Annotated in this window: 24 protein-coding genes; 8 read left to right on the forward strand and 16 right to left on the reverse strand. The window is 67.2% G+C overall.

Features of this window, described 5'->3' with window-relative positions; all coding sequences use genetic code 11:
• Positions 1-3: 3 nt before the first annotated feature.
• From ACFQ9K_RS44460 to ACFQ9K_RS44475, 4 genes are read right to left on the reverse strand one after another with little or no spacing between them, the layout of a single operon-like run.
• Entirely contained in the window at positions 4-456 is a 453-nt protein-coding gene (locus tag ACFQ9K_RS44460) for a 6,7-dimethyl-8-ribityllumazine synthase (protein WP_378721870.1), read from the reverse strand.
• 9 nt (positions 457-465) lie between these two features.
• Positions 466-1,332, reverse strand: a complete 867-nt coding sequence (locus ACFQ9K_RS44465; RefSeq protein ID WP_378721869.1) for an alpha/beta hydrolase — start codon at positions 1,330-1,332, stop codon at positions 466-468.
• The gene (locus ACFQ9K_RS44470) at positions 1,329-2,705 is read right to left on the reverse strand and encodes a M20/M25/M40 family metallo-hydrolase (protein ID WP_378721868.1); all 1,377 of its coding nucleotides are present in this window, start codon (positions 2,703-2,705) and stop codon (positions 1,329-1,331) included. The genes ACFQ9K_RS44465 and ACFQ9K_RS44470 overlap by 4 nt, the downstream gene beginning before the upstream one ends.
• On the reverse strand, positions 2,702-4,372 hold the full coding sequence (locus ACFQ9K_RS44475) for a CocE/NonD family hydrolase (protein WP_378721867.1): 1,671 nt from the start codon (positions 4,370-4,372) through the stop codon (positions 2,702-2,704). The genes ACFQ9K_RS44470 and ACFQ9K_RS44475 overlap by 4 nt, the downstream gene beginning before the upstream one ends.
• Before the next feature lie 128 nt (positions 4,373-4,500).
• Here ACFQ9K_RS44475 and ACFQ9K_RS44480 point away from each other — a divergent pair, with 128 nt between their 5' ends.
• On the forward strand, positions 4,501-5,436 hold the full coding sequence (locus ACFQ9K_RS44480) for a DMT family transporter (protein ID WP_378721866.1): 936 nt from the start codon (positions 4,501-4,503) through the stop codon (positions 5,434-5,436).
• A 395-nt stretch (positions 5,437-5,831) separates the two neighbouring features.
• On the opposite strand, the gene ACFQ9K_RS44485 is transcribed toward ACFQ9K_RS44480, so the two are convergent.
• The 3 genes from ACFQ9K_RS44485 to ACFQ9K_RS44495 all read right to left on the reverse strand — a co-directional run bounded on the left by ACFQ9K_RS44485 (position 5,832) and on the right by ACFQ9K_RS44495 (position 8,320).
• Entirely contained in the window at positions 5,832-6,953 is a 1,122-nt protein-coding gene (locus ACFQ9K_RS44485) for a glycosyltransferase (protein WP_378721865.1), read from the reverse strand.
• A gap of 46 nt (positions 6,954-6,999) precedes the next feature.
• Positions 7,000-7,740 carry a DUF2334 domain-containing protein gene (locus ACFQ9K_RS44490; RefSeq protein ID WP_378984541.1) on the reverse strand — a complete coding sequence of 247 codons (741 nt, stop codon included), beginning with the start codon at positions 7,738-7,740 and terminating at the stop codon, positions 7,000-7,002.
• Between the two features lie 451 nt (positions 7,741-8,191).
• Positions 8,192-8,320 carry a hypothetical protein gene (locus tag ACFQ9K_RS44495; RefSeq protein ID WP_378721863.1) on the reverse strand — a complete coding sequence of 43 codons (129 nt, stop codon included), beginning with the start codon at positions 8,318-8,320 and terminating at the stop codon, positions 8,192-8,194.
• Between the two features lie 76 nt (positions 8,321-8,396).
• Between ACFQ9K_RS44495 and ACFQ9K_RS44500 the strand changes: the two genes are divergently transcribed.
• The 4 genes from ACFQ9K_RS44500 to ACFQ9K_RS44515 all read left to right on the forward strand — a co-directional run bounded on the left by ACFQ9K_RS44500 (position 8,397) and on the right by ACFQ9K_RS44515 (position 11,662).
• Positions 8,397-9,260 (forward strand): sigma-70 family RNA polymerase sigma factor, encoded by an 864-nt coding sequence (locus ACFQ9K_RS44500; RefSeq protein ID WP_378984545.1) that lies wholly within the window; start codon positions 8,397-8,399, stop codon positions 9,258-9,260.
• 542 nt (positions 9,261-9,802) lie between these two features.
• On the forward strand, positions 9,803-10,249 hold the full coding sequence (locus ACFQ9K_RS44505) for a DoxX family protein (RefSeq protein WP_378727195.1): 447 nt from the start codon (positions 9,803-9,805) through the stop codon (positions 10,247-10,249).
• A gap of 151 nt (positions 10,250-10,400) precedes the next feature.
• Entirely contained in the window at positions 10,401-10,850 is a 450-nt protein-coding gene (locus tag ACFQ9K_RS44510; RefSeq protein WP_378727197.1) for a hypothetical protein, read from the forward strand.
• 77 nt (positions 10,851-10,927) lie between these two features.
• Entirely contained in the window at positions 10,928-11,662 is a 735-nt protein-coding gene (locus ACFQ9K_RS44515; RefSeq protein WP_191094453.1) for a DUF4191 domain-containing protein, read from the forward strand.
• 243 nt (positions 11,663-11,905) lie between these two features.
• Here ACFQ9K_RS44515 and ACFQ9K_RS44520 read toward each other — a convergent pair whose 3' ends face one another.
• A complete protein-coding gene (locus ACFQ9K_RS44520; protein WP_378984548.1) occupies positions 11,906-12,256 on the reverse strand; it encodes a YrdB family protein in 351 nt (116 codons plus the stop codon).
• A gap of 46 nt (positions 12,257-12,302) precedes the next feature.
• Complete coding sequence (locus tag ACFQ9K_RS44525; RefSeq protein WP_150408232.1) at positions 12,303-12,758, reverse strand: RDD family protein; 456 nt, start codon at positions 12,756-12,758, stop codon at positions 12,303-12,305.
• Between the two features lie 252 nt (positions 12,759-13,010).
• Between ACFQ9K_RS44525 and glnA the strand changes: the two genes are divergently transcribed.
• Positions 13,011-14,447 carry a type I glutamate--ammonia ligase gene (glnA, locus tag ACFQ9K_RS44530; RefSeq protein WP_378726115.1) on the forward strand — a complete coding sequence of 479 codons (1,437 nt, stop codon included), beginning with the start codon at positions 13,011-13,013 and terminating at the stop codon, positions 14,445-14,447.
• Between the two features lie 15 nt (positions 14,448-14,462).
• On the opposite strand, the gene ACFQ9K_RS44535 is transcribed toward glnA, so the two are convergent.
• From ACFQ9K_RS44535 to ACFQ9K_RS44565, 7 genes are all read right to left on the reverse strand, one after another.
• Positions 14,463-15,647: a tyrosine-type recombinase/integrase gene (locus ACFQ9K_RS44535; RefSeq protein ID WP_378726117.1), complete on the reverse strand. Its 1,185-nt coding sequence runs from the start codon at positions 15,645-15,647 to the stop codon at positions 14,463-14,465.
• A gap of 2 nt (positions 15,648-15,649) precedes the next feature.
• Complete coding sequence (locus ACFQ9K_RS44540) at positions 15,650-16,069, reverse strand: helix-turn-helix transcriptional regulator (RefSeq protein WP_378726119.1); 420 nt, start codon at positions 16,067-16,069, stop codon at positions 15,650-15,652.
• Positions 16,066-16,725 carry a hypothetical protein gene (locus tag ACFQ9K_RS44545; protein ID WP_378726121.1) on the reverse strand — a complete coding sequence of 220 codons (660 nt, stop codon included), beginning with the start codon at positions 16,723-16,725 and terminating at the stop codon, positions 16,066-16,068. Before ACFQ9K_RS44545 ends, ACFQ9K_RS44540 begins: the two co-directional genes overlap by 4 nt.
• A gap of 116 nt (positions 16,726-16,841) precedes the next feature.
• Entirely contained in the window at positions 16,842-17,150 is a 309-nt protein-coding gene (locus tag ACFQ9K_RS44550) for a hypothetical protein (RefSeq protein WP_378726123.1), read from the reverse strand.
• Complete coding sequence (locus ACFQ9K_RS44555) at positions 17,147-17,626, reverse strand: hypothetical protein (protein WP_378726125.1); 480 nt, start codon at positions 17,624-17,626, stop codon at positions 17,147-17,149. The genes ACFQ9K_RS44550 and ACFQ9K_RS44555 overlap by 4 nt, the downstream gene beginning before the upstream one ends.
• Positions 17,623-18,240, reverse strand: coding sequence for a helix-turn-helix domain-containing protein (locus ACFQ9K_RS44560; protein ID WP_378726127.1), 618 nt, complete (start codon positions 18,238-18,240; stop codon positions 17,623-17,625). The genes ACFQ9K_RS44555 and ACFQ9K_RS44560 overlap by 4 nt, the downstream gene beginning before the upstream one ends.
• 56 nt (positions 18,241-18,296) lie before the next feature.
• Positions 18,297-18,710: a hypothetical protein gene (locus tag ACFQ9K_RS44565; RefSeq protein WP_378726129.1), complete on the reverse strand. Its 414-nt coding sequence runs from the start codon at positions 18,708-18,710 to the stop codon at positions 18,297-18,299.
• A gap of 236 nt (positions 18,711-18,946) precedes the next feature.
• On the opposite strand from ACFQ9K_RS44565, the gene ACFQ9K_RS44570 reads away from it, so the two are divergent.
• Positions 18,947-19,792 (forward strand): GntR family transcriptional regulator, encoded by an 846-nt coding sequence (locus ACFQ9K_RS44570; protein ID WP_378726131.1) that lies wholly within the window; start codon positions 18,947-18,949, stop codon positions 19,790-19,792.
• Complete coding sequence (locus ACFQ9K_RS44575; RefSeq protein WP_378726133.1) at positions 19,789-20,463, forward strand: HAD family hydrolase; 675 nt, start codon at positions 19,789-19,791, stop codon at positions 20,461-20,463. The genes ACFQ9K_RS44570 and ACFQ9K_RS44575 overlap by 4 nt, the downstream gene beginning before the upstream one ends.
• The last annotated feature ends 180 nt before the right edge of the window (positions 20,464-20,643 follow it).

Here is a 20,643-nt window from a genome sequence, read left to right on the forward strand (position 1 = left end):
TCGCTACACCGGCAGCGACCGCAGGGAGGTGAGCGTGGTCGCGAGCGCGCGGGCGGCCTCGGCTCCCTTAGTCACGAAGTGCTCGGTGAAGTACGTGACGTGCTCGCTGTGCTCGTGGAAGTGGTGCGGGGTGAGCACGACCGAGAACACCGGAACGTCGGTGTCCAACTGCACCCGCATCAGCCCGTCGATCACCGCGGACGCGACGAAATCGTGCCGGTAGATGCCGCCGTCCACGACCAGCGCGGCCGCGACGACCGCCGCGTACTTGCCCGAGCGGGCGAGGCGCTGCGCGTGCAGCGGGATCTCGAACGCGCCCGGCACGTCGAAGACCTCGACGGTCGCCGGGTCGTACCCGAGATCGGCATACTCGGCGGTGAAGCCCTCGTAGGCCTTGCCGACGATGGAGCTGTGCCAGCTGGCGCGAATGAACGCGACGGATCCGGTGGTTCCCATCCCCGGATCTTACTTGCCGGTAATGTGCGTTTCCAGCCAGTCCACCACGTCGCCGAGCACCCTGTCCTGCTCGGGCTCGTTGAAGATCTCGTGGTAGAGACCGTCGTAGCGGATCGCGGTGAGATCCTTCGAGCCTGCGCCCTGCTCGATGAGGTCGGTGCTCGACGGTGCGGCGAGGGCGTCGGCCGTGCCGTGCAGGACCAGTACCGGGACGGTGAGCCTGTCCAGTCGGCCCTTGACCAGGACGGAGGTGTCGAGGATCTCGGTGGCGGTGCGGGCGGGGAGCTTGCCCCGGTACACCAGCGGGTCGTTGTCGTAGGCCCGCCGGACCTCGGGATCGCGGCTGATGTGCGTGGAATCCAGTTGCAGCACACCGAGATTCGGGGTGAGCCTGGTCAGCACCGGGGCGAGTGCGCGTTGGATCGCGTTGCCCGCCGAGATGTCCAGCGGCGGGGCGGAGAGCACGATGCCGGTGACGTCGATCGGGGCGCGGGTGGCCAGGTGCAGCACGATGAGGCTGCCCATCGAGTGGCCGAGCAGGAAGCGGGGGATGCCGGGGTGCTCGCGGGTCGCGATGTCGAGCATGGCGGACACGTTGTCGGCGGCGCCGTCGATCGAGCCGATATTCGCCTTGCTCCCCGCGGATTTGCCGTGGCCGAGGTGATCGAGGGCGTAGACGGCGAAGCCCGCGGCGGCGAGGCGCCTGCCGACGTGGCCGTAGCGGCCGGAGTGTTCGGCGACGCCGTGCACCAAGACCACGACGGCCCGCGCCGCGGACTCGGGAAGCCATGCGCGCCAAGCGATCCCGCTGCCGGTGCCGTCGAAGCGGCCGGTTTCGGTGCGGATCTGCGGGGTGTCGCCCGGTTCGGCGGTCATGCATCGGCTCCTGATGTCTGCGGCACGGTGGCCGGCGACTGCGCGAACTGGGCGATCAGCCGCCGGTTGAACTCGATGAGTCGAGCGTAGTTGAGCCGGGAGAGGCGCTCGTCGGTTCCGTGGATCGTGGCCAGATCGCGTTCGCCGAGCACGATCGGGGCGAAGTTGCAGCGGGTGCCGGCCAGGTCGTCATAGTGCCTGGAGTCGGTGGCGCCGGGAACGATGCCGGTGGTGACGACGATGCCGGGCACGATGGCGCGGGCGATGTCCGCGACGAGTTCGAACGCGGGGCCGGGGGTGAGGTTCGCCGTCGGCTCGGCGGACATGCCTTCGGCCTCGATCCGAACGCCATTGTCCCGAACCACCTTCCGGCAGTGCTCCAGTACGGATCGAACCGAATCGCCGGGCAGGATGCGGAAGTTGACGGCGGCCTCGGCGTGCTGGGGGAGCACATTCGACTTCACCCCGCCGCGAATCACGGTGGGAGCGGTGGTGGTGCGCACCAGCGCCTCGGTGTGCGGGCGCAGCGCCAGCACCCTGGTGATCAGCGGCGCGGCGAACCGGGCGACACCGAGCAGGCGGCGGCGGGACGGGGGCATCGCCTGGCGCAGCCGGGACAGCATGTCGGCGGTGATCGGGGTCATCCGTAACGGCATCGGATTGTCCTGGATGCGGCTCACCGCGCGAGCGATCCGGCCGACCGCCGTCTGCTTGCCCGGCATGGACGAATGGCCGCCCACCGCGGTGACCGACAGTTGCACTGTCGCATAACCCTTTTCGCCGAGCATGACGTTGGCGACCGGCTGGTCGATGCCGTCGGCGACGCCCTCGGTGATCATGCCGCCCTCGTCGAGCAGCAGGTCGGCGTGCACGCCGAGGCGGCGGAGCCGGTCGGCCATCCGCAGCGCGCCGGTGTCGCCGAACACCTCCTCGTCGTGCCCGAAGGCGAGGAAGACGGTGCGGCGCGGGCGAATTCCCGCGGCGAGGGCGGCCTCGACCGCCTCCAGGATGGCGAGCACCCGGCTCTTGTCGTCGATTGCGCCACGGCCCCAGATGAATTCGTCGTCGACCACGCCGGCGAAGGGCGGGTGGGTCCAGCGGTGCGGGTCGTCGGCCGGGACCACGTCCTGGTGCGCCAGCAGGATCGCGGCGACCCCGTCCGGCTCGATGCCCTGCCACCGGTAGAGCCTGCTATAGCCGAATCGCTCCAGTTCGAGCTCCGCGTGCACCCGCGGAAAGGATTGCTCGAGGTGTGCCGAGAGCTGCGCGAACGCCTGATCGTCGACCTCGCCCCTGGTGTCGGTGGACACCGTGGCACAGCGCAATGCCGCGGCAAGTCGCTCGGCGGTGCGGTCGTCGACGGGTTCCGTCATCGGTCACCGGCGCGGTCGGGCAAATTCATGGACACCACTGCATTGTCCAGCACGCCGGGGGCGACCGGTACGGTCTTTTCGTTCCGCCACTTCACGATGCCCTCGGTGACGCCGCCCGGCAGGTCCGGCGTGCGGGGCGCGGTCAGCATCGGGAGTTCGAGGTGGGCCTCGGTCACGGTGACCGGGGCGAAGGCGGGGGTGTGCGACCACACGTCGTCGACGACGTCGGTGACGCGCACGCCGATCCGGTGTCCGGCGGCGATCGGCCAATCCTGGGCGAGCAGGCGGATCTCGGCGGTGTCACCGGTGATCGGGGCGATGCCGCGGGTGATGACGGTGGCCTGCTGGTTGGGGGCGATGTCGTAGAGCTCCACGGCGACTGTGGCGGTGGCCGGGCCGGTCACCTTCAGTGACCCGGACGGCAGACCGGCCAGGTGCTGATCCTGGGTCAAAGGTGCGGAGACGGACCAGAATTCGCGATCCGGTCCGGGCAGCAGGCCACGGTCGGTGTAGCCGCCGGGGCGCAGCTCGACCGGAATCCGGGTGGCATCGGCGGGCGGCCAGGCGGTTTCGGCGCGCCAGCGACCGTCGAACTGGCCCACCGTGATTCGCGGTCCGGGCACCTGGACGTCGCGGCCCGCGACGTGCCGGTCGAAGAAGGCGAGCAGTTCGGTGTCGAAATGCGGTGTGTCGCACTTGTCGTGGCAGGTGCGGTGTCCCCACTGGCCGAACCACGCCTTGTGCTCGCCGGGGCCGAGACCGTTCCACAGATCGAAGACGCGGTAGGGGCGGGTGTTGTAGTCGACGAAGCCCTGGCCGAGGAACAGCGGAATCGTGTTGCCGCGCAACCGGGGAATCAGGTCGCGGTCGCGCCAGAAGGGGGAGCCGCCGTCATGGTTGGTCATGTCGGCGAGGTACTGCTGGTAGCACTGGATCGGCAATTGTGCCGCGTCGGCTCGATATTCGGGCGAATCGTCCGGGCGGGCCGGCGTCGACGCGATCAGCAGGTGCTCCAGTCCCGCGAAATCGGCGGGGCGCACGCCGCTCTCGGTGATCGGCTTGCCGGAGAACTTCCACGAGACGCCCTGCATGTACAGGTAGGAGTACGGGTCGACCACCGGCTCGAACGACGCGACCGCCGCCAGGCCCTTCGGCTTGGTCGCCAGCCCCATCAGGCCGGTCCAGGCCTCGTAGGAGACGCCGAACATGCCGACCTTGCCCGTGGACCACGGCTGGTTCGCGGACCATTCGACCGCGGTCGCGACATCCGATCGTTCGCCGGGCCCGCCGAAATCCGGGCAGCCGGACGAGCCGCCGAAGCCGCGCAGGTCGACGATGACGTAGGTGTAGCCCGCCCGCAGGAACATGTCCGCCTGCAGGTTGTCGGTGGACGGGCCGCCGTTCAACCGTGGTTCGCTGAGATACGCGAGGTGCGCGCGGTACGGGCTGACGGTGAGGATCACCGGGGTGCGCACGTCGTCGGCCAGGCCCGCCGGCCGCAGGATGTCCGCGTGCAGCCGCGTGCCGTCCGGGGCATCGATGAACGCCTGCCGCCACTGAAACGGCACCCCGAGCGGCTCCGCCGCCGCGCTCACCGGAGTAACCACAGCCAGCAACAGCAGCAGCCCGCACAGGGCCCGCAGCACGACGGTTCGTTCGCTCACCATAGGACTATCGAGTGTGCCCGGACGACCGTCCAGCCCATGGAACCGGGGTAGGTGGTCGGTCCGACCTGTTGCCGAGCCGCCGGGCGGATGCCATCCGGTGTTCACCCCCGACCGCCAGCATGGGCGGTATGCCGGATGCCGCCGACCCGCTTGGCACCGCGTCCGTGGACGTGCTCGCGCTGGGGACGATCTCCCTCGCGCTGTTCGCCGCGCTCTTGTTCGCCGTCTCGGCGGCGTTGCAGCAGGGGGCGGCGCGGCAGGCCGCGACGGAAGCGGGGCAGGGGCGGTTCCTGGTCATCGTCGGGATCGCGCGCCGGCTGATCACCGATCGGCGCTGGCTGGCCGGGCAGGGCGCGAATGTGGCCGGGTTCGTGGTGCACGCGGTCGCGCTGCGGCTCGGGGCCATCGCGGTGGTGCAGGCGCTGCTGGTGGTGCAGTTGCTGTTCGCGTTGCCGTTCGCGGCGGCGCGGCGGAAACGGGCGCTGCTCGGACGGGATTGGGCGGGGACGGTTTTCGTGTGCGGGGGGCTGATCCTGCTCGTCGGGCAGAGCGCGCCCGGGCATGCGGAGGTGCGACCGCAGATGTTGCCCGGTGTCGGCGCGGGTGTGTTCCTCGCGATCGTCGCGTTGATCGCGGTCTCCCGGCTGACCCACTCGCCGCAACTGCGCTCGGCCCTGATCGCGGTCGCGGCCGGATGCTGCTTCTCCACCACCGCGGTGCTGGTGGTGATCGCCACGTCGGCCCTGCCCCACCTCAGCTGGGCCCTGCTCGGTATCCCCGTCTCCACCGTCCTCGGCGGCCTGCTCACCCAGGAGGCCTACGCCCGCGGATCCCTGCCCACCGCACTCACCGCCATGACCATCACCGACCCGGTCCTCAGCTACACCGCCGGTCTCACCCTCTTCGCGGTAACCATCCACCCCCGCCCCACCCTCTTGACCCTGGCCGCCGCCCTGGTGATCACCGGAATCGCCCTGCTCGCGAATTCCCCCACCCTGCACGACGAACTGGACCGGTCCCCGGTGCCGCCGCCGAACCAGCCTGTGCCCGAGGCTGTTCCGTAGTCCATGTCAACTGGCATCCGCGCACCTCTTCGGCCTGTCTCGAGACATGTGCCGTCCACGTGATGCCTGGGGGGTGCCGACTGTGCCTGGATGGCGCGTGGGGCGTCGTGCTCAGGCAGTGGTGGGTGCGCGGCCGATGAAGGGTTGAACTGCCATCGGTCGGCTCCATAGTCGGCGAGGGGCGTCAGCAGTCCCGCACACAGCCCGTCCACCAAACTGGCCTGCTTTTCGCGCGCAAGGCGGAATCCGCACTTGCACTTGGGATCTGCACCTGCAATAGGGGCTGGTAGTAGGTGCGTTTTCCGAGAGAAGTGCGGCTGTTGTGGGTAGCTGCCGGTTTGTGGTCAACGGGGCAGGGCGGGCGGGTTTCGGTGCCGCTTCTTTGGGCTTATGGGTCAGGCGGTGCGGGCGGGGGTGTCGTAGTCGGCGTAGAGGGCGAGCATGCCGGAGACTGTGGCCGACCAGGGGAAACGTTCGGCGGCCGAGCGGGCGGCGCGGCGGCGGTGGGGAGCGGGGACGGTGAGGAGTGCGCGGACGCCGGCGGCGAGGCCGTGCGGGGAGCCGTCGGAGACGATGCCGGAGCCCGGGGCGTCGACCAGTTCGCCGGCGGCACCGGCGGCGGGGACCACCACGGGGGTGCCGCAGGCGAGGGATTCGAGCACGGCCAGGCCGAAAGTTTCTGCGGGGGAAGGGAATACCGCGATGTCGGCCTCCGCTATGCGGGCGGCCATCGTGCGGCGGTCGGTGAGGTGGCCGTGGAAGGTGACCGGGAGGCCGGTGGCGAGGCGTTCGAGGCGGGGGCGCAGCGGGCCGTCGCCGATGACGGACAGTTCGCACCGGAGACCGGACTCGACCAGGACCCGCACCGCCTCGATGGCGAGTTCGGCGCGCTTCTCCTTGGACAGTCTGCTCACCAGTACCAGTCGAACGGGTTCAGCTGCGGAACAAGGTGTTTCGTCTGCGAGGTCGACCGGGCGGAAGGTCGCCAGGTCGACGCCGAGCGGAACGCGACGCACGTTGGTCGCGCCGATGCGGGCGAACTCCGCCGTCGCGAAACTCGAAGTCACCACGACCTTTTCGGCCCGCACGCAGAGGCGGCGGTTGGCCAGGTCGGCGGCCGTCGTCAGGGGAAAGCCCGGTGGAACGCGAGTGCGCAGGATCGCGTCGATGCGTTCGTGCGAGAACAACACGAGCGGCACCCCCGCCCCTCTGGCCCACGGTGCCAACCACCGCACACTCAACTTGTCGCTGCACTCCAGTACATCCGGCCGCAGCCGATCGAGCACCGTCCGCGTCCGCCGCGCGGTCAGGACGTGATACCCACCCGCCCCGAACTTGGGACTATGCACCGTAATTCGCCGCCCGGACCCGGTCAGCTCATCCCCATCCGCAGGCCCGGGAACCACCAGCACCCGACTGTGCCCGGCCGCCAGATACCCCCGCCCGATCTCATCCAGACAGGTCCGCAGCCCTCCGGACGCCGGTGTGTAGAAGTTCGCGATCTGCACAATGCGCATTAGCGGACCACCGATCCAGCCGAGTAGGGACAGGTAATTGTTCGCATTACTGCACCGCCGAGGCGATGAGGTCGGCATAGGTGGTGGCGTGGGCGCCGGATTTCAGGGCCGTGTCGATGGCGCGGAGGGTGGCCTCGCGCAGGCCGGGGTGGTGGAGGTCGTCGGGGTGCAGGGCGAGGCGGACGAGGCCGCCGCGGGCTGCGTTGCGGCGGGCCAGGTTTTCCAGCAAGGCGGCGCCGAAGCGTTCGGACCAGCCGCCGCCGGGGCGGTGGGAGAGGGCGAAGCCGCGCTGGCGGCGGCCGGTGCGCAGGTCTTTTGCGCCGAAATGGTCGGTGGTGTGGGAGAAGCCCGCCGCGCGCAGCGCGCGTTCCGCGGCGGGCGAGGTCAGCCAGCCCGGCGGGGTGAAACCTGTTGTGGAAAGCCCGGATTCGGCCATCACCTGCTTGGCGGCACGTAACTTGGCGGTCGCCTCGCCGACGTCGAGCGCCGCGAATTCCGCGGCACCGCGCGCCACCGCCCGGCCGAGCGCACGCCGCGGCCACCCACCCTCGGGCCCAGCCCGATGCGACCACCCGTGCACCATGATCTCGTCTCCACCGGCACGGCGTTCCCGCAGGAAACTCGCATACTCCGGCTCTCCGGCCAGCGACGCGCCCCGCCACGGCCCGGGAATCACCAGCAGCGACACCGGAATCCCGAACCCGTCGGCATCAGCACACCACCGCGCCGTCTCGGCCGCACTCGCCGGTGCGACGTCATGGACGCTCACCACCAACCGCGCACACACGCACCGCAAACTAACACCGCCCCATGACCACCAGCTGAACAGCACGATGCCACCACCCAACAGATCAGCACCAGTGCCCACCCCCCCGGAACATCCCCGGCCCCTCTCCGCCGACGCGGCAGCCCCGCGCATCCGAACGGTCCATCCCTCCCTAACCGTCCGCCCCCAGCACCAGACCGACCATCCGTCGAACGGGACCTCACGCCACCCCCACTCGCGATTCCCCACGCCCACGTCTCGTTCGGTGGGCGTCTGTTCGTCGTGTGGGACTTGGCTGTGCGCTTAGCCGCGATTTGCCGCTGTCATGTCTCGTTCGGTGCGCAGCTGTGCGTCGTGGGGGAGATTGCTGCGGCCGTGGGGCGTGGGCGATGTCACGAACTGCCCGATCTCACCGTGCGGACGGTGGCCACCAACGGCACCGACATGATCGCCGACGTAGATGCTCGCCCGCTCAGGCGGCGGATCGGTAGCCGATGTGGTGCGGGGTGGTGGGTTCGGCGTGGGCGCGGGCATTGAGCAGGGATTTCGCCTTGACCAGGTCGGTGACGGGGTAGACGATGGTGTGCGGTCCAGCGGTCATGGTGTGCTCCTGGTCGGCTCGATCCGGTGTGGCCCGGTTCGTTTGCTTGACCGGAGCCAGCGAAGGAATGTGACAGATGGACGCGAATTTTTTGGCCGCGCGGTTCGAGGAGCAGCGGGCGCACCTGCACGGGGTGGCGTATCGGATCCTCGGCACCGGCGTCGAAGCCGACGACGCGGTACAGGAGGCGTGGCTGCGGCTGAGTCGTTCGGATGCCGCCGAGATCGATAATCTCGGCGGCTGGCTCACCACGGTGGTGGCGCGGGTGTGCCTGAACATGCTGCAATCGCGCAAGACCCGCCGCGAGGAGCCGCTGGACGACCACGAACCGGCCGAACTCGTCACCGGCCCGGAACACGAAGCGGTGCTGGGAGATTCGATCGGCCTGGCGCTGCTGGTGGTGCTCGACACGCTCACCCCGGCCGAGCGGCTCGCGTTCGTGCTGCACGACATGTTCGCGGTGCCGTTCGACGAGATCGCCCCGATCGTCGGCAAAACCTCGGCCGCCGCACGGCAATTGGCGAGCCGGGCGCGCAGGCGGGTGCAGGGCGCGCGGGCCGGCGTCGACCGGGACCGGCAGCGCGAAGTCGTCGAGGCGTTCCTCGCCGCCTCCCGCGGCGGCGACTTCGGCGCACTGCTGACCCTGCTCGATCCGGACGTCGTACTGCGCGTGGACGCCGCCGCCATGGCTACCGGCGCGATCGGTGCCCTCGGCGCGGACGCGGTCGCCCAGACCTTCTCCGGGCGCGCGCAGGCCGCGCGCCTCGCGCTCGTCGACGGTCGCGCGGGCGCGGTCTGGTCGGTGCGTGGCACACCGCGGGTGGTCTTCGAATTCACCGTCTCCCACGGCCGGATCGTCGCCATCGATCTCCTCGCCGACACCGACACCCTCGATCGGCTGGAACTGGAGATCCAAGCCCGTTCCCCTTCGGCACGCTGAGTACCAGCCCCCTGCCCAAAGAGACCTACACACTCGCGACTGCCGACGCGCGACTGCCGACGCGCTGCCGCTGACGCGCTGCCGCTGACGCGCTGCCGCTGACGCGCTGCCGCTGACGCGCTGCCGCTGACGCGCTGCCGCTGACGCGCGACTGCCGACGCGCTGCCGCTGACGCGCGACTGCCGACGCGCTGCCGCTGACGCGCTGCCGCTGACGCGCTGCCGCTGACGCGCGACCGCTGACGCGCGACCGCTGACACGCGACCGCTGACACGCGACCGCCGACGCGCGACCGCCGACGCGCGACCGCCGACGCGCTGCCGGCGACGGCCTTCGGTGACCCCTGGCACCCGATGTGGTTGCCGCGCTGAGTCACTCGTCAACGAGCGGCTACCTGGGCGGGTCCGAGTGCGTTCAGCGTCTCGGGCCGTGCATAGCAGAGGAATATCGGCAAACACTTCGTCACATTTCTGCCATCCCGCCGGTCAAGGGAGGTGACGGCGCAGCAGGGATCGCGCCTCGGGATCAGCAAGGAGCAGGACGATGGGCAACGCACGATCGATCGGGTTTTGGGCGACAACCGGGGCCGTGGTTTTCGTGTTGGCGACCGGGGGCGTCGCTGATTTGATCCAGCGCGGGGGAACCGCGGACGGCATGGTGGAGTTGGGGTATCCGACGTATGTGATGGGGATTCTCGGGTTCTGGAAGGTGCTGGGCGCCATGGCGATTGCCGTTCCGCGTTTTCCGCTGGTGAAGGAATGGGCTTATGCGGGGGCGTTTTTCGATCTGACGGGTGGGCTGGTTTCGCATGTCGCGCACGGATCAGGGGTGAGTCACCTGTTCTATACCGGGTTTTTCGCGTTGTGTGTGGTGGCGTCGTGGGCGTTGCGTCCGGCCGGTCGCAAGCTCGCGGTGCCGGTGTTCCGCGATTACGGCCGGGCGCCGGAGTTCGAGAAGCTGCCGAGCTCAGGGGCGTCGGCGAGGGTGTGAAATGCCGGAGAATGGCCCGCGTTCCCAGCGAACGACGGGCCATTCGTTTTGGCTATGGACATGGCGAAGTATCCGGGCCTACAACAGGATTCACCTGGTGTCCGAGGTGGGGCGGCGTATGATCGGGCCAGTGCGAGCGCCCGGGGGAAGAATGAACGAGCCGGTGACCGCGGACTGGGAACAGTTCGTTCAAGCACTGGCGCAGTGTCTGTCCGAGTTACCGTCGCGGGCCACGTTGATCATCGCGGCGCCCGGAAATCGGTACGTCCAGTTCATGCAGTACGACATCAAATTATCCGCGGAACTGGCCGGTGATCATTATCTGACGGAGCCCATTCCCGATGCCGCCGCGCAGGAGTTGCGCGACCTCGGCTGGAACGAGCCGATGCTGCGCCGCGAGGTGGACAACTGGACCCGGACGATGTTCTGGCCGATCTCCCCGCGCAGCCTGATCGAGTTCGCCCGCTCGGTCGCGATCGGATTCCGGGACGCGCTCGGTGTCGCCACGCCGGTGGAATTGCGGGCAATGGGCTGGACCGAGGCGTCCGGTGATTTGGATCTCACCGTGCTCGGATCGATGGCCAGGCGCGGTTGGAATTGACGTTGGCGCGACGGCGATAACCGCCGCCGAGGTAGGCGTGGCGAAACTCGCACGACATGGGCACTATCCTGAGTGACATGGCAGCAGGTAAGCCCACCAAGGAAGCGAAGGCCGCGGCGAAAGCGGCCCGCAAGCAGCAGTCGAAAGAGCGCAGGCAGCAGCTCTGGCAGGCGTTCCAGATGCAGCGCAAGGAAGACAAGCTGCTGCTGCCGTTGATGATCGGCGCCTTGCTCGGCATCACCGCCGTCTTCCTGGTCATCGGCCTGATCTTCGGCCTGACCTGGTTCCTCGTCCCGCTCGGCGTGGTGCTCGGCGCGCTGGCCGCGTTCATCATCTTCGGCCGCCGGGTGCAGAAGAGCGTTTACGGCAAGGCCGAGGGCCAGGCCGGCGCCGCGGCGTGGGTGCTGGACAACCTGCAGGGCAAGTGGCGGGTGTCCAACGGCATCGCCGCGACCACCCAGCTCGACGCGGTGCACCGAGTGATCGGCCTGCCCGGCGTGGTGCTGGTCGCCGAGGGCTCCCCGCAGCGGGTGAAATCGCTGCTCGCGCAGGAGAAGAAGCGCACCGCCCGGCTCATCGGCGACACCCCGATCTACGACGTCGTCATCGGCAACGACGAAGGTCAGGTGCCGTTGAAGGAGTTGCAGCGCTACCTGACCAAGCTGCCGCGCAACATCGACGCCAAGCGCATGGACCTGATCGAAGGGCGCCTGACCGCCCTCAGCTCGCGTACCGGCCCGGCGCTGCCCAAGGGCCCGATGCCCGCCGGCGCCAAGATGCGTGGCGTGCAGCGCACCATTCGCCGGCGCTGAGATAGACCTCGAAAGGCCCGCGTCCTCGGGACGCGGGCCTTTCGCGTGTTCATCCCAGGCAGGTCGTGCCCCCGGCGTCACCGATCGGCCCGCCGAATCGGACAGCCGCACGCCTTCTGACAAACCCACGCGTGTCCGTGCGGCAGTTAGGCGTGCGGTCGTGACAGCAGCTGGCCGCCTTCAAGATCAGGGGGAACTGGTGCGGGTCGCTACTCGGCAGATGCCTGCACCAGTTCCCGATGATCATGCTTTGACCAGCCAGACGACGCGGTCGTAGGCAAGGGCCTGGTAGCTGGCCAGGATGAGGGCCGAGATGAGCGCCCACCTGGGGAGGTCTGCCGCCCAGAGTGCCGCGGCGCCACCGCCGAGGACGGCGAGTTCGACGAGTAGCCGAATCGGTCCAGGCACTGCGACCGGCGCTGCACCGCTGCGACTCGGATCGCCCGGCACCGCGAACGTGCCCCACGCCGCCGCCGCGATTAGTGGCAACAGAACTACCAGCAGAAACTTCCAAGGCGAATCGAAGGCTCGCCAGCCGTAAACACCGAAGGAAGCGATAGCGACAAGCTCGAGCAGAAACCGGATCGCGAGCATGGCCGGATGGAGTGACACCGCCGGAGCGTAACCGGCCAGGACGGAATCAGCGCGAGTGAACGAGCGCCGTCCCGGTCGCCCGGTCGTGCATCCCACGCCCGTCGGAATCGGTGAACAACGCGGGCACCACGAACACCAGCAACGCCTGCCGGGCGAGCGCACGCACGAAACCAACGGTCACCGGCGCATCGATCCGAACCGTCCGCAACCGCAGGAAGTACTGCCCGGGCGTGAACCCGAACAACGTCACCGCCGCCACTCCGATCACGAACCAGATCAGCAACGTCAGGCTCGACGCCGACCCGCCGCGCATGATCAACGCCGCGATCCCGAGCGCGATCAACCAGTCCACGAACAGCGCGGCGATCCGCCGGGCCATCCCGGACAACGATCCCGCACCGGACTTCGGCAGCCCCAGCTGTTCGCCGGGGAACTCGGAGGTTGCCGGATCGCCTGCACCCTCCGAAGGGCCGGAGAGCCACGATCCCGTCATGCGTGCCATGCCTCCCACAATATGCCGGGCCGACCGGCCGTCCGGCACCGCATAAGGGGAGTTCACGTCAGCGCGCAGCGGCACGGATGGCAGGATTAGCATGCTGTTCGAGCCCGGGTGGGCCTAGTCACCCGGCCAGCCGTACGTGTAACACTGGCGAAACACAGACTTGACTGCCGGGAAACACCGCGTCCTTACCGTCTGGACGCGACGAACCCATGCAATCGACACTCGCTGGGAACCGATCCGTAAGGAGAACAAGTGACGTTCAGCACGGCCGACGAGGTCATCAAATTCCTCGCTGACGAAGAGGTCGAATATGTCGACATCCGCTTCAGCGACCTTCCCGGCGTTCAGCAGCACTTCTCGATCCCGGCGAAGGCCTTCACGACCGACCTCGCAGAGGAAGGGCTAGCGTTCGACGGCTCCTCCGTCCGTGGCTTCCAGTCGATCGACGAGTCGGACATGCTCCTGCTGCCCGACTTCAGCACCGCGCGCCTGGATCCGTTCCGCGCCGCCAAGACGCTGAACCTGAACTTCTTCGTGCACGACCCGTTCACCCGCGAGGCCTACAGCCGCGACCCGCGCAACATCGCGCGTAAGGCCGAGGAGTACCTGCGCTCGACCGGCATCGCCGACACCGCGTACTTCGGCGCCGAGGCGGAGTTCTACATCTTCGACTCGATCAGCTACCAGTCGAAGATGAACGGCGCCTTCTACGAGATCGATTCGGTCTCGGGCTCCTGGAACACCGGCTCGCGGACGAACCCGGACGGCACCCCGAACCTCGGCTACAAGGTTCGCAACAAGGGTGGTTACTTCCCGGTCGCCCCGTACGACCACTACGTCGACCTGCGCGACAAGATCTCGACCAACCTGCAGAACGCGGGCTTCGAGCTCGAGCGCGGCCACCACGAGGTCGGCACCGCCGGTCAGGCCGAGATCAACTACAAGTTCGGCACGCTGCTCGGCGCGGCCGACGACCTGCAGCTGTTCAAGTACATCGTGAAGAACACCGCGTGGCAGGAGGGCAAGTCCGTCACGTTCATGCCGAAGCCGCTCTTCGGTGACAACGGCTCGGGCATGCACGTGCACCAGTCGCTGTGGAAGGACGGCAAGCCGCTGTTCCACGACGAGGCCGGCTACGGCGGCCTGTCGGATCTGGCGCGGCACTACATCGGCGGCATCCTGCACCACGCGCCGTCGCTGCTCGCCTTCACCAACCCGACGGTGAACTCCTACCACCGCCTGGTTCCGGGCTACGAGGCGCCGATCAACCTGGTGTACTCGCAGCGCAACCGGTCTGCGGCCGTGCGTATCCCGGTCACCGGCAACAACCCGAAGGCCAAGCGCATCGAGTTCCGCGCGCCGGACTCCTCGGGCAACCCGTACCTGGCCTTCGCCGCCATGATGATGGCCGGCCTGGACGGCATCAAGAACAAGATCGAGCCGCTGGCCCCGGTCGACAAGGACCTCTACGAGCTCCCGCCGGAGGAGGCCAAGAACATCCCGCAGGCCCCCACCAGCCTGGCCACGGTCATCGACCGCCTCGAGCAGGATCACGACTACCTGACCGAAGGCAACGTCTTCACCGACGACCTGATCGAGACCTGGATCAGCATCAAGCGCGAGCAGGAGATCGCCCCGGTCAACCTCCGCCCGCACCCCTACGAGTTCGAGCTGTACTACGACGTGTAAGCCTGACCTGCGTCTTTACGCCTGATTCGGGCGTTCGGTACGCAGTGGGTACGCAGTAGCAGGAGACGAGTCCATCCGTTCGGCGATCACGGCAGCGATCACCAGGCGGGTGGACTCGTCCGTATCCGGCCAAAGGTGGCCGTAGGTATCGAGCGTCGTCTTCGCTTTCGCGTGCCGCATCCGAGCCTGAACGACCTTGATATTCGCGCCGCCCGCGATGAGCAGCGACGCGAGGTAGTGACGCAAGTCCTGAAAGCTGAATTCCTCAGGCAGACCGGGAATTCCGACGCGAGCAGTCCGAAGCGCGCGCTCGATCTGCCACGGCGGAACCGGCTTGCCGAACTCGTCACACACGACCCGTTCGCCAGGCCATTCCTTCACTGCAGCGGACAACATCAACGCCAGCTCATTCGGCACCGGAATCGGAGCCTCCGAGCCTTCCGTCTTCAATGATTTTGCGGGCCACTGCTGGTGTGGGTGGACGATGCCGCGCATGAAGTCGATGTCGCCGGGGCGCAGGCCGGAGACTTCGGCGACGCGCAGGCCAGCGAATGCACCGAGGAGAACCGCGGAGCGCATGTGTGCAGGCATCGCGTCGTAGATTGCCCAAACCTGGTCTGTGGTGGCGCAATAGACCTTCTGCTTGCCCGCCGGCGGGGACGTGCGCCGCGAGCACGGGTTACGAACGAGGATGTTGTCCAGGACCGCGTCCCCGAGGATCTGCGAGAGCCGGGAATGCAGCGCATAGACGTAGCTGGCTTCGTGGCCGCGTTCCTTGAGCTTGGCCACCCACGCCTTCACCATCGAGGGCCGGACCGCTGATAACTGGATGTCGCCGAACTCGGCCTTGATCTGGGCGATGTGTACCCGGGCCTGCCGGACGGTGCCGTCGCGGTGTACCGCGTAGCCCTTGATCCACTCGTCACACCACTGCCCGACCGTGCTCTTCATGTCACGGGGGGCTACGTGGATACCGTGGACCAGCGCGGCGAGTTGCTTGTCGAGCCAGTCTTTCGCGTCCGTTTTCCGCGTGAACCGCTTGGAGTGCTCGCCACCCGCGTCGTCAACGTAGCGGGCGCGCCAGCGTTTGCCTTTGCCGTGCAGCTTGGACGGAACGCGCCGGACGGTGCCGTCCTGGTCGCGTTCTTCCTTGGTCCAGAGGTCTTCGACTCCGGCCCGGCGGTTCCGTCGTGCTGTCATGGTTATGCGACTCCGTCGCGACCGGTCAGCAATTCCTGCTGCTCGATCCATGCCGTGATGACGCTGTGGCGCCACACGCGCCGACGCCCGAGTTTGAAGCTGGCCGGCCCCGACCCGACGTGCGCCCAGTAGCGCCATGTCGCGGCCGGGATTCCGGTCAGTTCCTCGCAGTCCTTCGCCTGCAAATACCGCTCTGCGGCCATCGGATTCGTCTCCTTCGTGATCGGGGTTGTTGCCTGCTCTGTGCCTGGTGTCGCGCCGGGTGTCGCACCCGGTGTTGCGTGCTGGCTCGCGGTGTCGCGCGGATTGCCGTCGGTGTCGCGTCCGTCGCGTGTGGTGTCGCGGGTGTTGCGGCACCGAGTGCAATGCCGTGTCGCTGTCGCGTCCTTGCCTCGTTGCGCGACGGGAGGTGTTGCGGTCATGACGCTGCCTCCTCAACGGGTGGGAGTTCGAGGGTGCGAGTCGCGATCACCTGATGAAGTGACCGGAGCCGGATCTTCGGCTGCTTGGGTAGATGACCGGCAGCGATGAGACGAACGATTATGCGGTTCAGTGCATTGCCTACTTGTTCATCGCCGTAGAGGTAGAGCAGGCCGTTGCCGTTGGGTAGTGCTTGGTAGGTGTCGCGCACTGTTGCGGCCAGTCGCGTGCCTGTCGGCCACTTCACCGTGAGTTCGACTTCGACCGACAGCCAGCCGTCGCGGCTGTCGCGGTAACGGCCGTCGAAGACGTGCCCGCGTTGGCGGTCGAAATCGAATCCACCCATCCGGGAAGCCAACCCGCCAGGGCGAGCCCACCGCGACGCGACAGCCAGGGCCGCGTCACGGTAGAGCTGCCGTTCGGGCACCCACAGTCCCGGCTCCAGTCCGCACAGCGCGGCACGTGCACGCGACACCTGCACCTTGTGCGCGACACTGTTGCGCGAGGGTGCCCACGCCTGCGACGGCTTCCATCCGAGGTAGTGTTCAACGATCTTGGGACGCGGCCACACCACCGACAGCGCGGGACCCGACCGCGAGTGCGGCCGAATCGGTTCGCTGTAAACGACTTTGAACTCATCACGCCAGGTCTCGATCAACCGATATGCACGCCGCTGCCCGACACCGCACAGCAAACGGACCGCTTCGAGGTCGGCGCACCACTGCTCACACAGGAAACGCATGACCGCGTCGTCGCGGTCAGTCCATGGTCGGCTCACCAGTCACGCTCCCAACCCTGCTCCGGACCCGGTGCGTCGAGGTCGATCACATGCTGTTGATCGGTCGTGTCGGCGGGAAGCCACACCTCACCCGAGCCGGGCCAGATCGCGGCGGCGGCCCCGACGACAGCATCCGGTGGAGTGATGTCGGTTTCCCACACTCCAATCGCGGCCGGCCGGATCGGCACCCTGAGCGGGCCGACAAGTGTGTTGAGCCGATCCGCGAATGCCTTCGGACCCAACCCGGTCGCGGCCCGTGCCTGCGCCACGACAAGCCGTTTAACCTGCGCCTCCGTGCTGTTCATCGGTCCATCTCCCATGCTGTTCGCTGCACGCCCTGCGTGCGGGAGTAGCGCTCCGGCAACGGGTCTCGGCTCGGGTGCATCTCTCGTTCATGAAGCGGAGACCTGACATCGACCCAGCTCATCAACTCCCGGAATCGCTCGTTGGTGTGCACCGCCGCGCTGTCGGCCCGAGTCACCGCCGCGCTGTTCGGCGCCGGTTTGCCGGAGTGTTCACGCTGCGGACCTTCCTGCGCCAGCAGCTCGATACGCGGCTGGAACGGATCAGGCCACAGCTCCTTTTCGGGAACGCCGACCGCGACAGCGACGGCGAATTGATGCACGGGGTAGGGGATCCGGCCTTGAGTGATCCACCGCTCAACGGTTTTCGGATCGACCTCTACTGTGCGGGCCAACTGCTGCGGGGTCAGCCGTGCGTCGAACACCGCCCGCCGTAAACGATCGTTCGGCGATGCCTGCCGACGTCCCGCCCGGCTCATCGGTCCATCTCCCATGCCATGTCGCGGCCGATTCCGGGCCGGGCTGACGAGGCGGAAACCAAGGCTGGTCGTTTCGGCGCCGACGGCGGGCCGGGTCTGGTGGCAGGGTCGCGGTGGACGAGTACCTGCACGGTCGGGCGAGGTGCTTCCCGTTGGAGGGCGAACTGGTCGTAAGCCTCGATGAGTTGGCCTTCGGCACCCAGGGCTATATCGGCTTCAGCCCAGAACTGGCGTCGGGGGATCGCTCGCCCGGACTCTGCGTGACGGATGTAGGAGGGATCGATCAGGCACTCTCGCGCCAACGCTTCGCGGCTGACTCGCCCGTCGACCCGGACACTTTTCAGTCGCGCGCCGAGCTGCTGCTGGGGGGTCAGCCGCGGCGGTGATCCGGGGATGTCGGGTCGCGGCTGCGCGGGGGCGAAGAGCTCCTCGATGGTCTGGCCGGGGAACATGGTTTCCAGGACCTGGCGGCGGAACTCGCTGCGCGGCGTATGAGTGCCACCAGCTTTCCACTGCTGAAACGTCGCGATCGATGGCATGTGCCCGGACACGTTGCGGTCGATCTGCCGCGCGACGCGGTCGTACTCTTGGCGGAATGTCTTGTAGTCGTTCAATTTCCGTTGCTGGAGAAGCGCTTTCAGGGCAGTGTCCGCGCCACGTGTCGGGGCGCTCACCGGTCCATCTCCCAGCCTTCGGCACGGTCCTGATACGGGAACCGGATCCGGCCGTCGGGCTGAATCTGGCCTTCGTCCTGGATCCACGAGACTTCGCTACTGCCCGCTTCGCTGGTGTCGAAACCGTCTGTAACCCAGTACCTTTCGTCCTTGACGAAATACTCCAGGTCCGACGTCCGTGCGTGGTCCGTCGCGGCACGATCGAGTTCTTCATCGGTGGGGGTCGGACCCAACCCCCAGCTCTCCCAGAGTTTCGTTACTCGCTCGGCCGCGCCGGCCGCAACAGTGTGCGCCTGGTCGGCGCGCGCGTTCGGGGGCTGGCGCTTCGCTGGCAGGCGCCGATCAAGGATCTCGCCGGGGTAGAGCTGGACACGAGCGACGCGGAAGACGGGGCGTTCTACACTGGACATGCTTCGAGGACTCCAATCCTGAAGTGAGGAAATCTGCTGAAGCGGCGGGAACCGCTTTGGTGTGGCTTCCTCGCATCGGTCACAGATGCGAGGAAGCCTTTCTTGTCTAGCCAGGAGCTTGACAAGCTTGCTAGCTTGCCTAGCCAACTTTATCGTATCGAACTCGCACTAACCCGCGCAAGGGTTCTGGCTAGGCTGCCTAGGTTGATTGAACTCGCGGCGGTATTCTCGGGCGCATGGACGAACTTGATCCCGATGACCCTCGACCGCCCTATCAGCAAGTTGCGAATGCTCTGCGCGCGGCAATCCTCACCAGGAAACTTGGCCCAGGGGAGCAGCTGCCGTCTGGACCGCAACTTGCAGAACGCTACGGAGTCGCGCGGATGACGGTGCAACAAGCAATCCGAGTGCTGCGCGACGAGGGCTTGGTGGTTTCCCGGAAGGGAAGCGGAGTCTACGTGCGCGAACGTACGGAGCGCCCGGTCGGCCTGCGCCCCCATATCGAGCGCGCCTTCGGAGAATCGACAGTGACGGTTGACTTTGCAGGCTTCTCCGGAGAGACGCTGCATGGTGCGATGGGGGAGCCGTTGGACAAGATCCGGCACGGACGTCTGCGGCCCAAGTCAATTGCGGTCCGTCTGTTAGTTCCAGATGCATCGATCCCATGGTCACTGCCCGCCCGAGTCGACAATCTGGAAGACAGCCCTGCGTTCCGCCGTAGGGCGAACCGAATCATGGAGCGTCACGCGCTCGGAATCGTGGACGCGGTGACCGAACTGGCGGAGCTGGGGCTTGTCGAGAGTGCTACCGCCGCGGTCCGCACCTACCCGGCGACTCCGCAGTTCAAGCTGTACATCCTGAACAAGACCCACGCGTTCTATGGCTACTACCCGGTGCAGGAACATGCTCTTCAATTGGATGGTGAAGCGACGGCTGTATGGGACCTGATGGGCAAGGACGCCACGCTCTTTCAGTTTGCCCAAGAGTCGGATCCTGACTCGACGGCAAGTCAGTTCGTGCAACAGTCTCAGCTGTGGTTCGACAGCATCTGGACGTCGGTTGCGAAGGACTATGAGGCGTGAGTGCGCTAACGGATCTACTTGTGGCCCGCCGCAACGTCTTGCTCGACTTCGACGGCCCGATCTGTTCCGTGTTCTCAAGCTTTTCCAGCAAGGATGCCGCTCGGGAGTTGGCTGAATCAGTCTGTGAGCCGCTGCCGAGCGAGGTAGCGGCGAGCTCTGATCCCTTCGATATCTTGCGGTTCACAGCCGCCGGCGGAAGTCCGGCTATCGAGGTGATCGAACGCAAATTCACAGAGTTGGAACTGAAAGCAATCGCTGTCGCGCGCCCCACTCCATACGCGGCCGACGCGATGCACATGCTGGTAGATCGCCGATACCGGATAGTTGTGGTTAGCAACAACTCTGTGACTGCTGTCGAGTCGTACTTGCGGGCGCACGACCTTCAGGCTGTCGTCTCCGGCGTCTACGGGAGGACGAGCGACAACGTCGAATGGCTGAAACCAAACCCGCACCTATTGAATGTCGCGATGAAGGACTTGGGCAGTGAGCCGAACGAGTGTGTGTTTGTCGGTGACTCGGTGACTGACATCGAGGCTTCCGCGCGGGCAAGCGTGCCAGCCGTTGGGTTCGCCAACCGTCCCGGGAAGGCTGAACGTTTCGCCGAGAGCGGAGCAGCCGTTGTGATCACCAGCATGGAGCAGATCTCTGGCGCGCTACCTCCGATCGAGTGACGTTCGGCAGTCGGAACGCGCAGCGAAAGTATGGACTGATCGGTGTGCAATGGATTGCAACGCGAAAGTCCATACCTTTTTACCCCTCCGACCAGGGGTTTTGGTGGTGGTGTCTTGCCCGGTTTCCGAGCCACACTAAACACACCCTGCGGGCGCATTTAGTGTGGCTCGGAAACCGGG

Source organism: Nocardia sp. NPDC056564, from assembly GCF_042793755.1.
GTDB lineage: Bacteria > Actinomycetota > Actinomycetes > Mycobacteriales > Mycobacteriaceae > Nocardia.

What these genes read in the sequence shown, in the direction of transcription:
- ACFQ9K_RS44515 (WP_191094453.1), top strand. Translation starts at nt 10,928, where the DNA reads ATGGCAGCAGGTAAGCCCACCAAGGAAGCGAAGGCCGCGGCGAAAGCG.
- ACFQ9K_RS44540 (WP_378726119.1), bottom strand. Translation starts at nt 16,069, where the DNA reads ATGACCGCAACACCTCCCGTCGCGCAACGAGGCAAGGACGCGACAGCG.
- ACFQ9K_RS44480 (WP_378721866.1), top strand. Translation starts at nt 4,501, where the DNA reads ATGCCGGATGCCGCCGACCCGCTTGGCACCGCGTCCGTGGACGTGCTC.
- ACFQ9K_RS44570 (WP_378726131.1), top strand. Translation starts at nt 18,947, where the DNA reads ATGGACGAACTTGATCCCGATGACCCTCGACCGCCCTATCAGCAAGTT.
- ACFQ9K_RS44550 (WP_378726123.1), bottom strand. Translation starts at nt 17,150, where the DNA reads ATGAACAGCACGGAGGCGCAGGTTAAACGGCTTGTCGTGGCGCAGGCA.
- ACFQ9K_RS44520 (WP_378984548.1), bottom strand. Translation starts at nt 12,256, where the DNA reads ATGCTCGCGATCCGGTTTCTGCTCGAGCTTGTCGCTATCGCTTCCTTC.
- ACFQ9K_RS44505 (WP_378727195.1), top strand. Translation starts at nt 9,803, where the DNA reads ATGGGCAACGCACGATCGATCGGGTTTTGGGCGACAACCGGGGCCGTG.
- ACFQ9K_RS44485 (WP_378721865.1), bottom strand. Translation starts at nt 6,953, where the DNA reads ATGCGCATTGTGCAGATCGCGAACTTCTACACACCGGCGTCCGGAGGG.
- ACFQ9K_RS44475 (WP_378721867.1), bottom strand. Translation starts at nt 4,372, where the DNA reads ATGGTGAGCGAACGAACCGTCGTGCTGCGGGCCCTGTGCGGGCTGCTG.
- ACFQ9K_RS44470 (WP_378721868.1), bottom strand. Translation starts at nt 2,705, where the DNA reads ATGACGGAACCCGTCGACGACCGCACCGCCGAGCGACTTGCCGCGGCA.
- ACFQ9K_RS44510 (WP_378727197.1), top strand. Translation starts at nt 10,401, where the DNA reads ATGAACGAGCCGGTGACCGCGGACTGGGAACAGTTCGTTCAAGCACTG.
- ACFQ9K_RS44460 (WP_378721870.1), bottom strand. Translation starts at nt 456, where the DNA reads ATGGGAACCACCGGATCCGTCGCGTTCATTCGCGCCAGCTGGCACAGC.
- ACFQ9K_RS44495 (WP_378721863.1), bottom strand. Translation starts at nt 8,320, where the DNA reads ATGACCGCTGGACCGCACACCATCGTCTACCCCGTCACCGACCTGGTC.
- ACFQ9K_RS44525 (WP_150408232.1), bottom strand. Translation starts at nt 12,758, where the DNA reads ATGGCACGCATGACGGGATCGTGGCTCTCCGGCCCTTCGGAGGGTGCA.
- ACFQ9K_RS44565 (WP_378726129.1), bottom strand. Translation starts at nt 18,710, where the DNA reads ATGTCCAGTGTAGAACGCCCCGTCTTCCGCGTCGCTCGTGTCCAGCTC.
- ACFQ9K_RS44555 (WP_378726125.1), bottom strand. Translation starts at nt 17,626, where the DNA reads ATGAGCCGGGCGGGACGTCGGCAGGCATCGCCGAACGATCGTTTACGG.
- ACFQ9K_RS44535 (WP_378726117.1), bottom strand. Translation starts at nt 15,647, where the DNA reads ATGACAGCACGACGGAACCGCCGGGCCGGAGTCGAAGACCTCTGGACC.
- ACFQ9K_RS44500 (WP_378984545.1), top strand. Translation starts at nt 8,397, where the DNA reads ATGGACGCGAATTTTTTGGCCGCGCGGTTCGAGGAGCAGCGGGCGCAC.
- ACFQ9K_RS44465 (WP_378721869.1), bottom strand. Translation starts at nt 1,332, where the DNA reads ATGACCGCCGAACCGGGCGACACCCCGCAGATCCGCACCGAAACCGGC.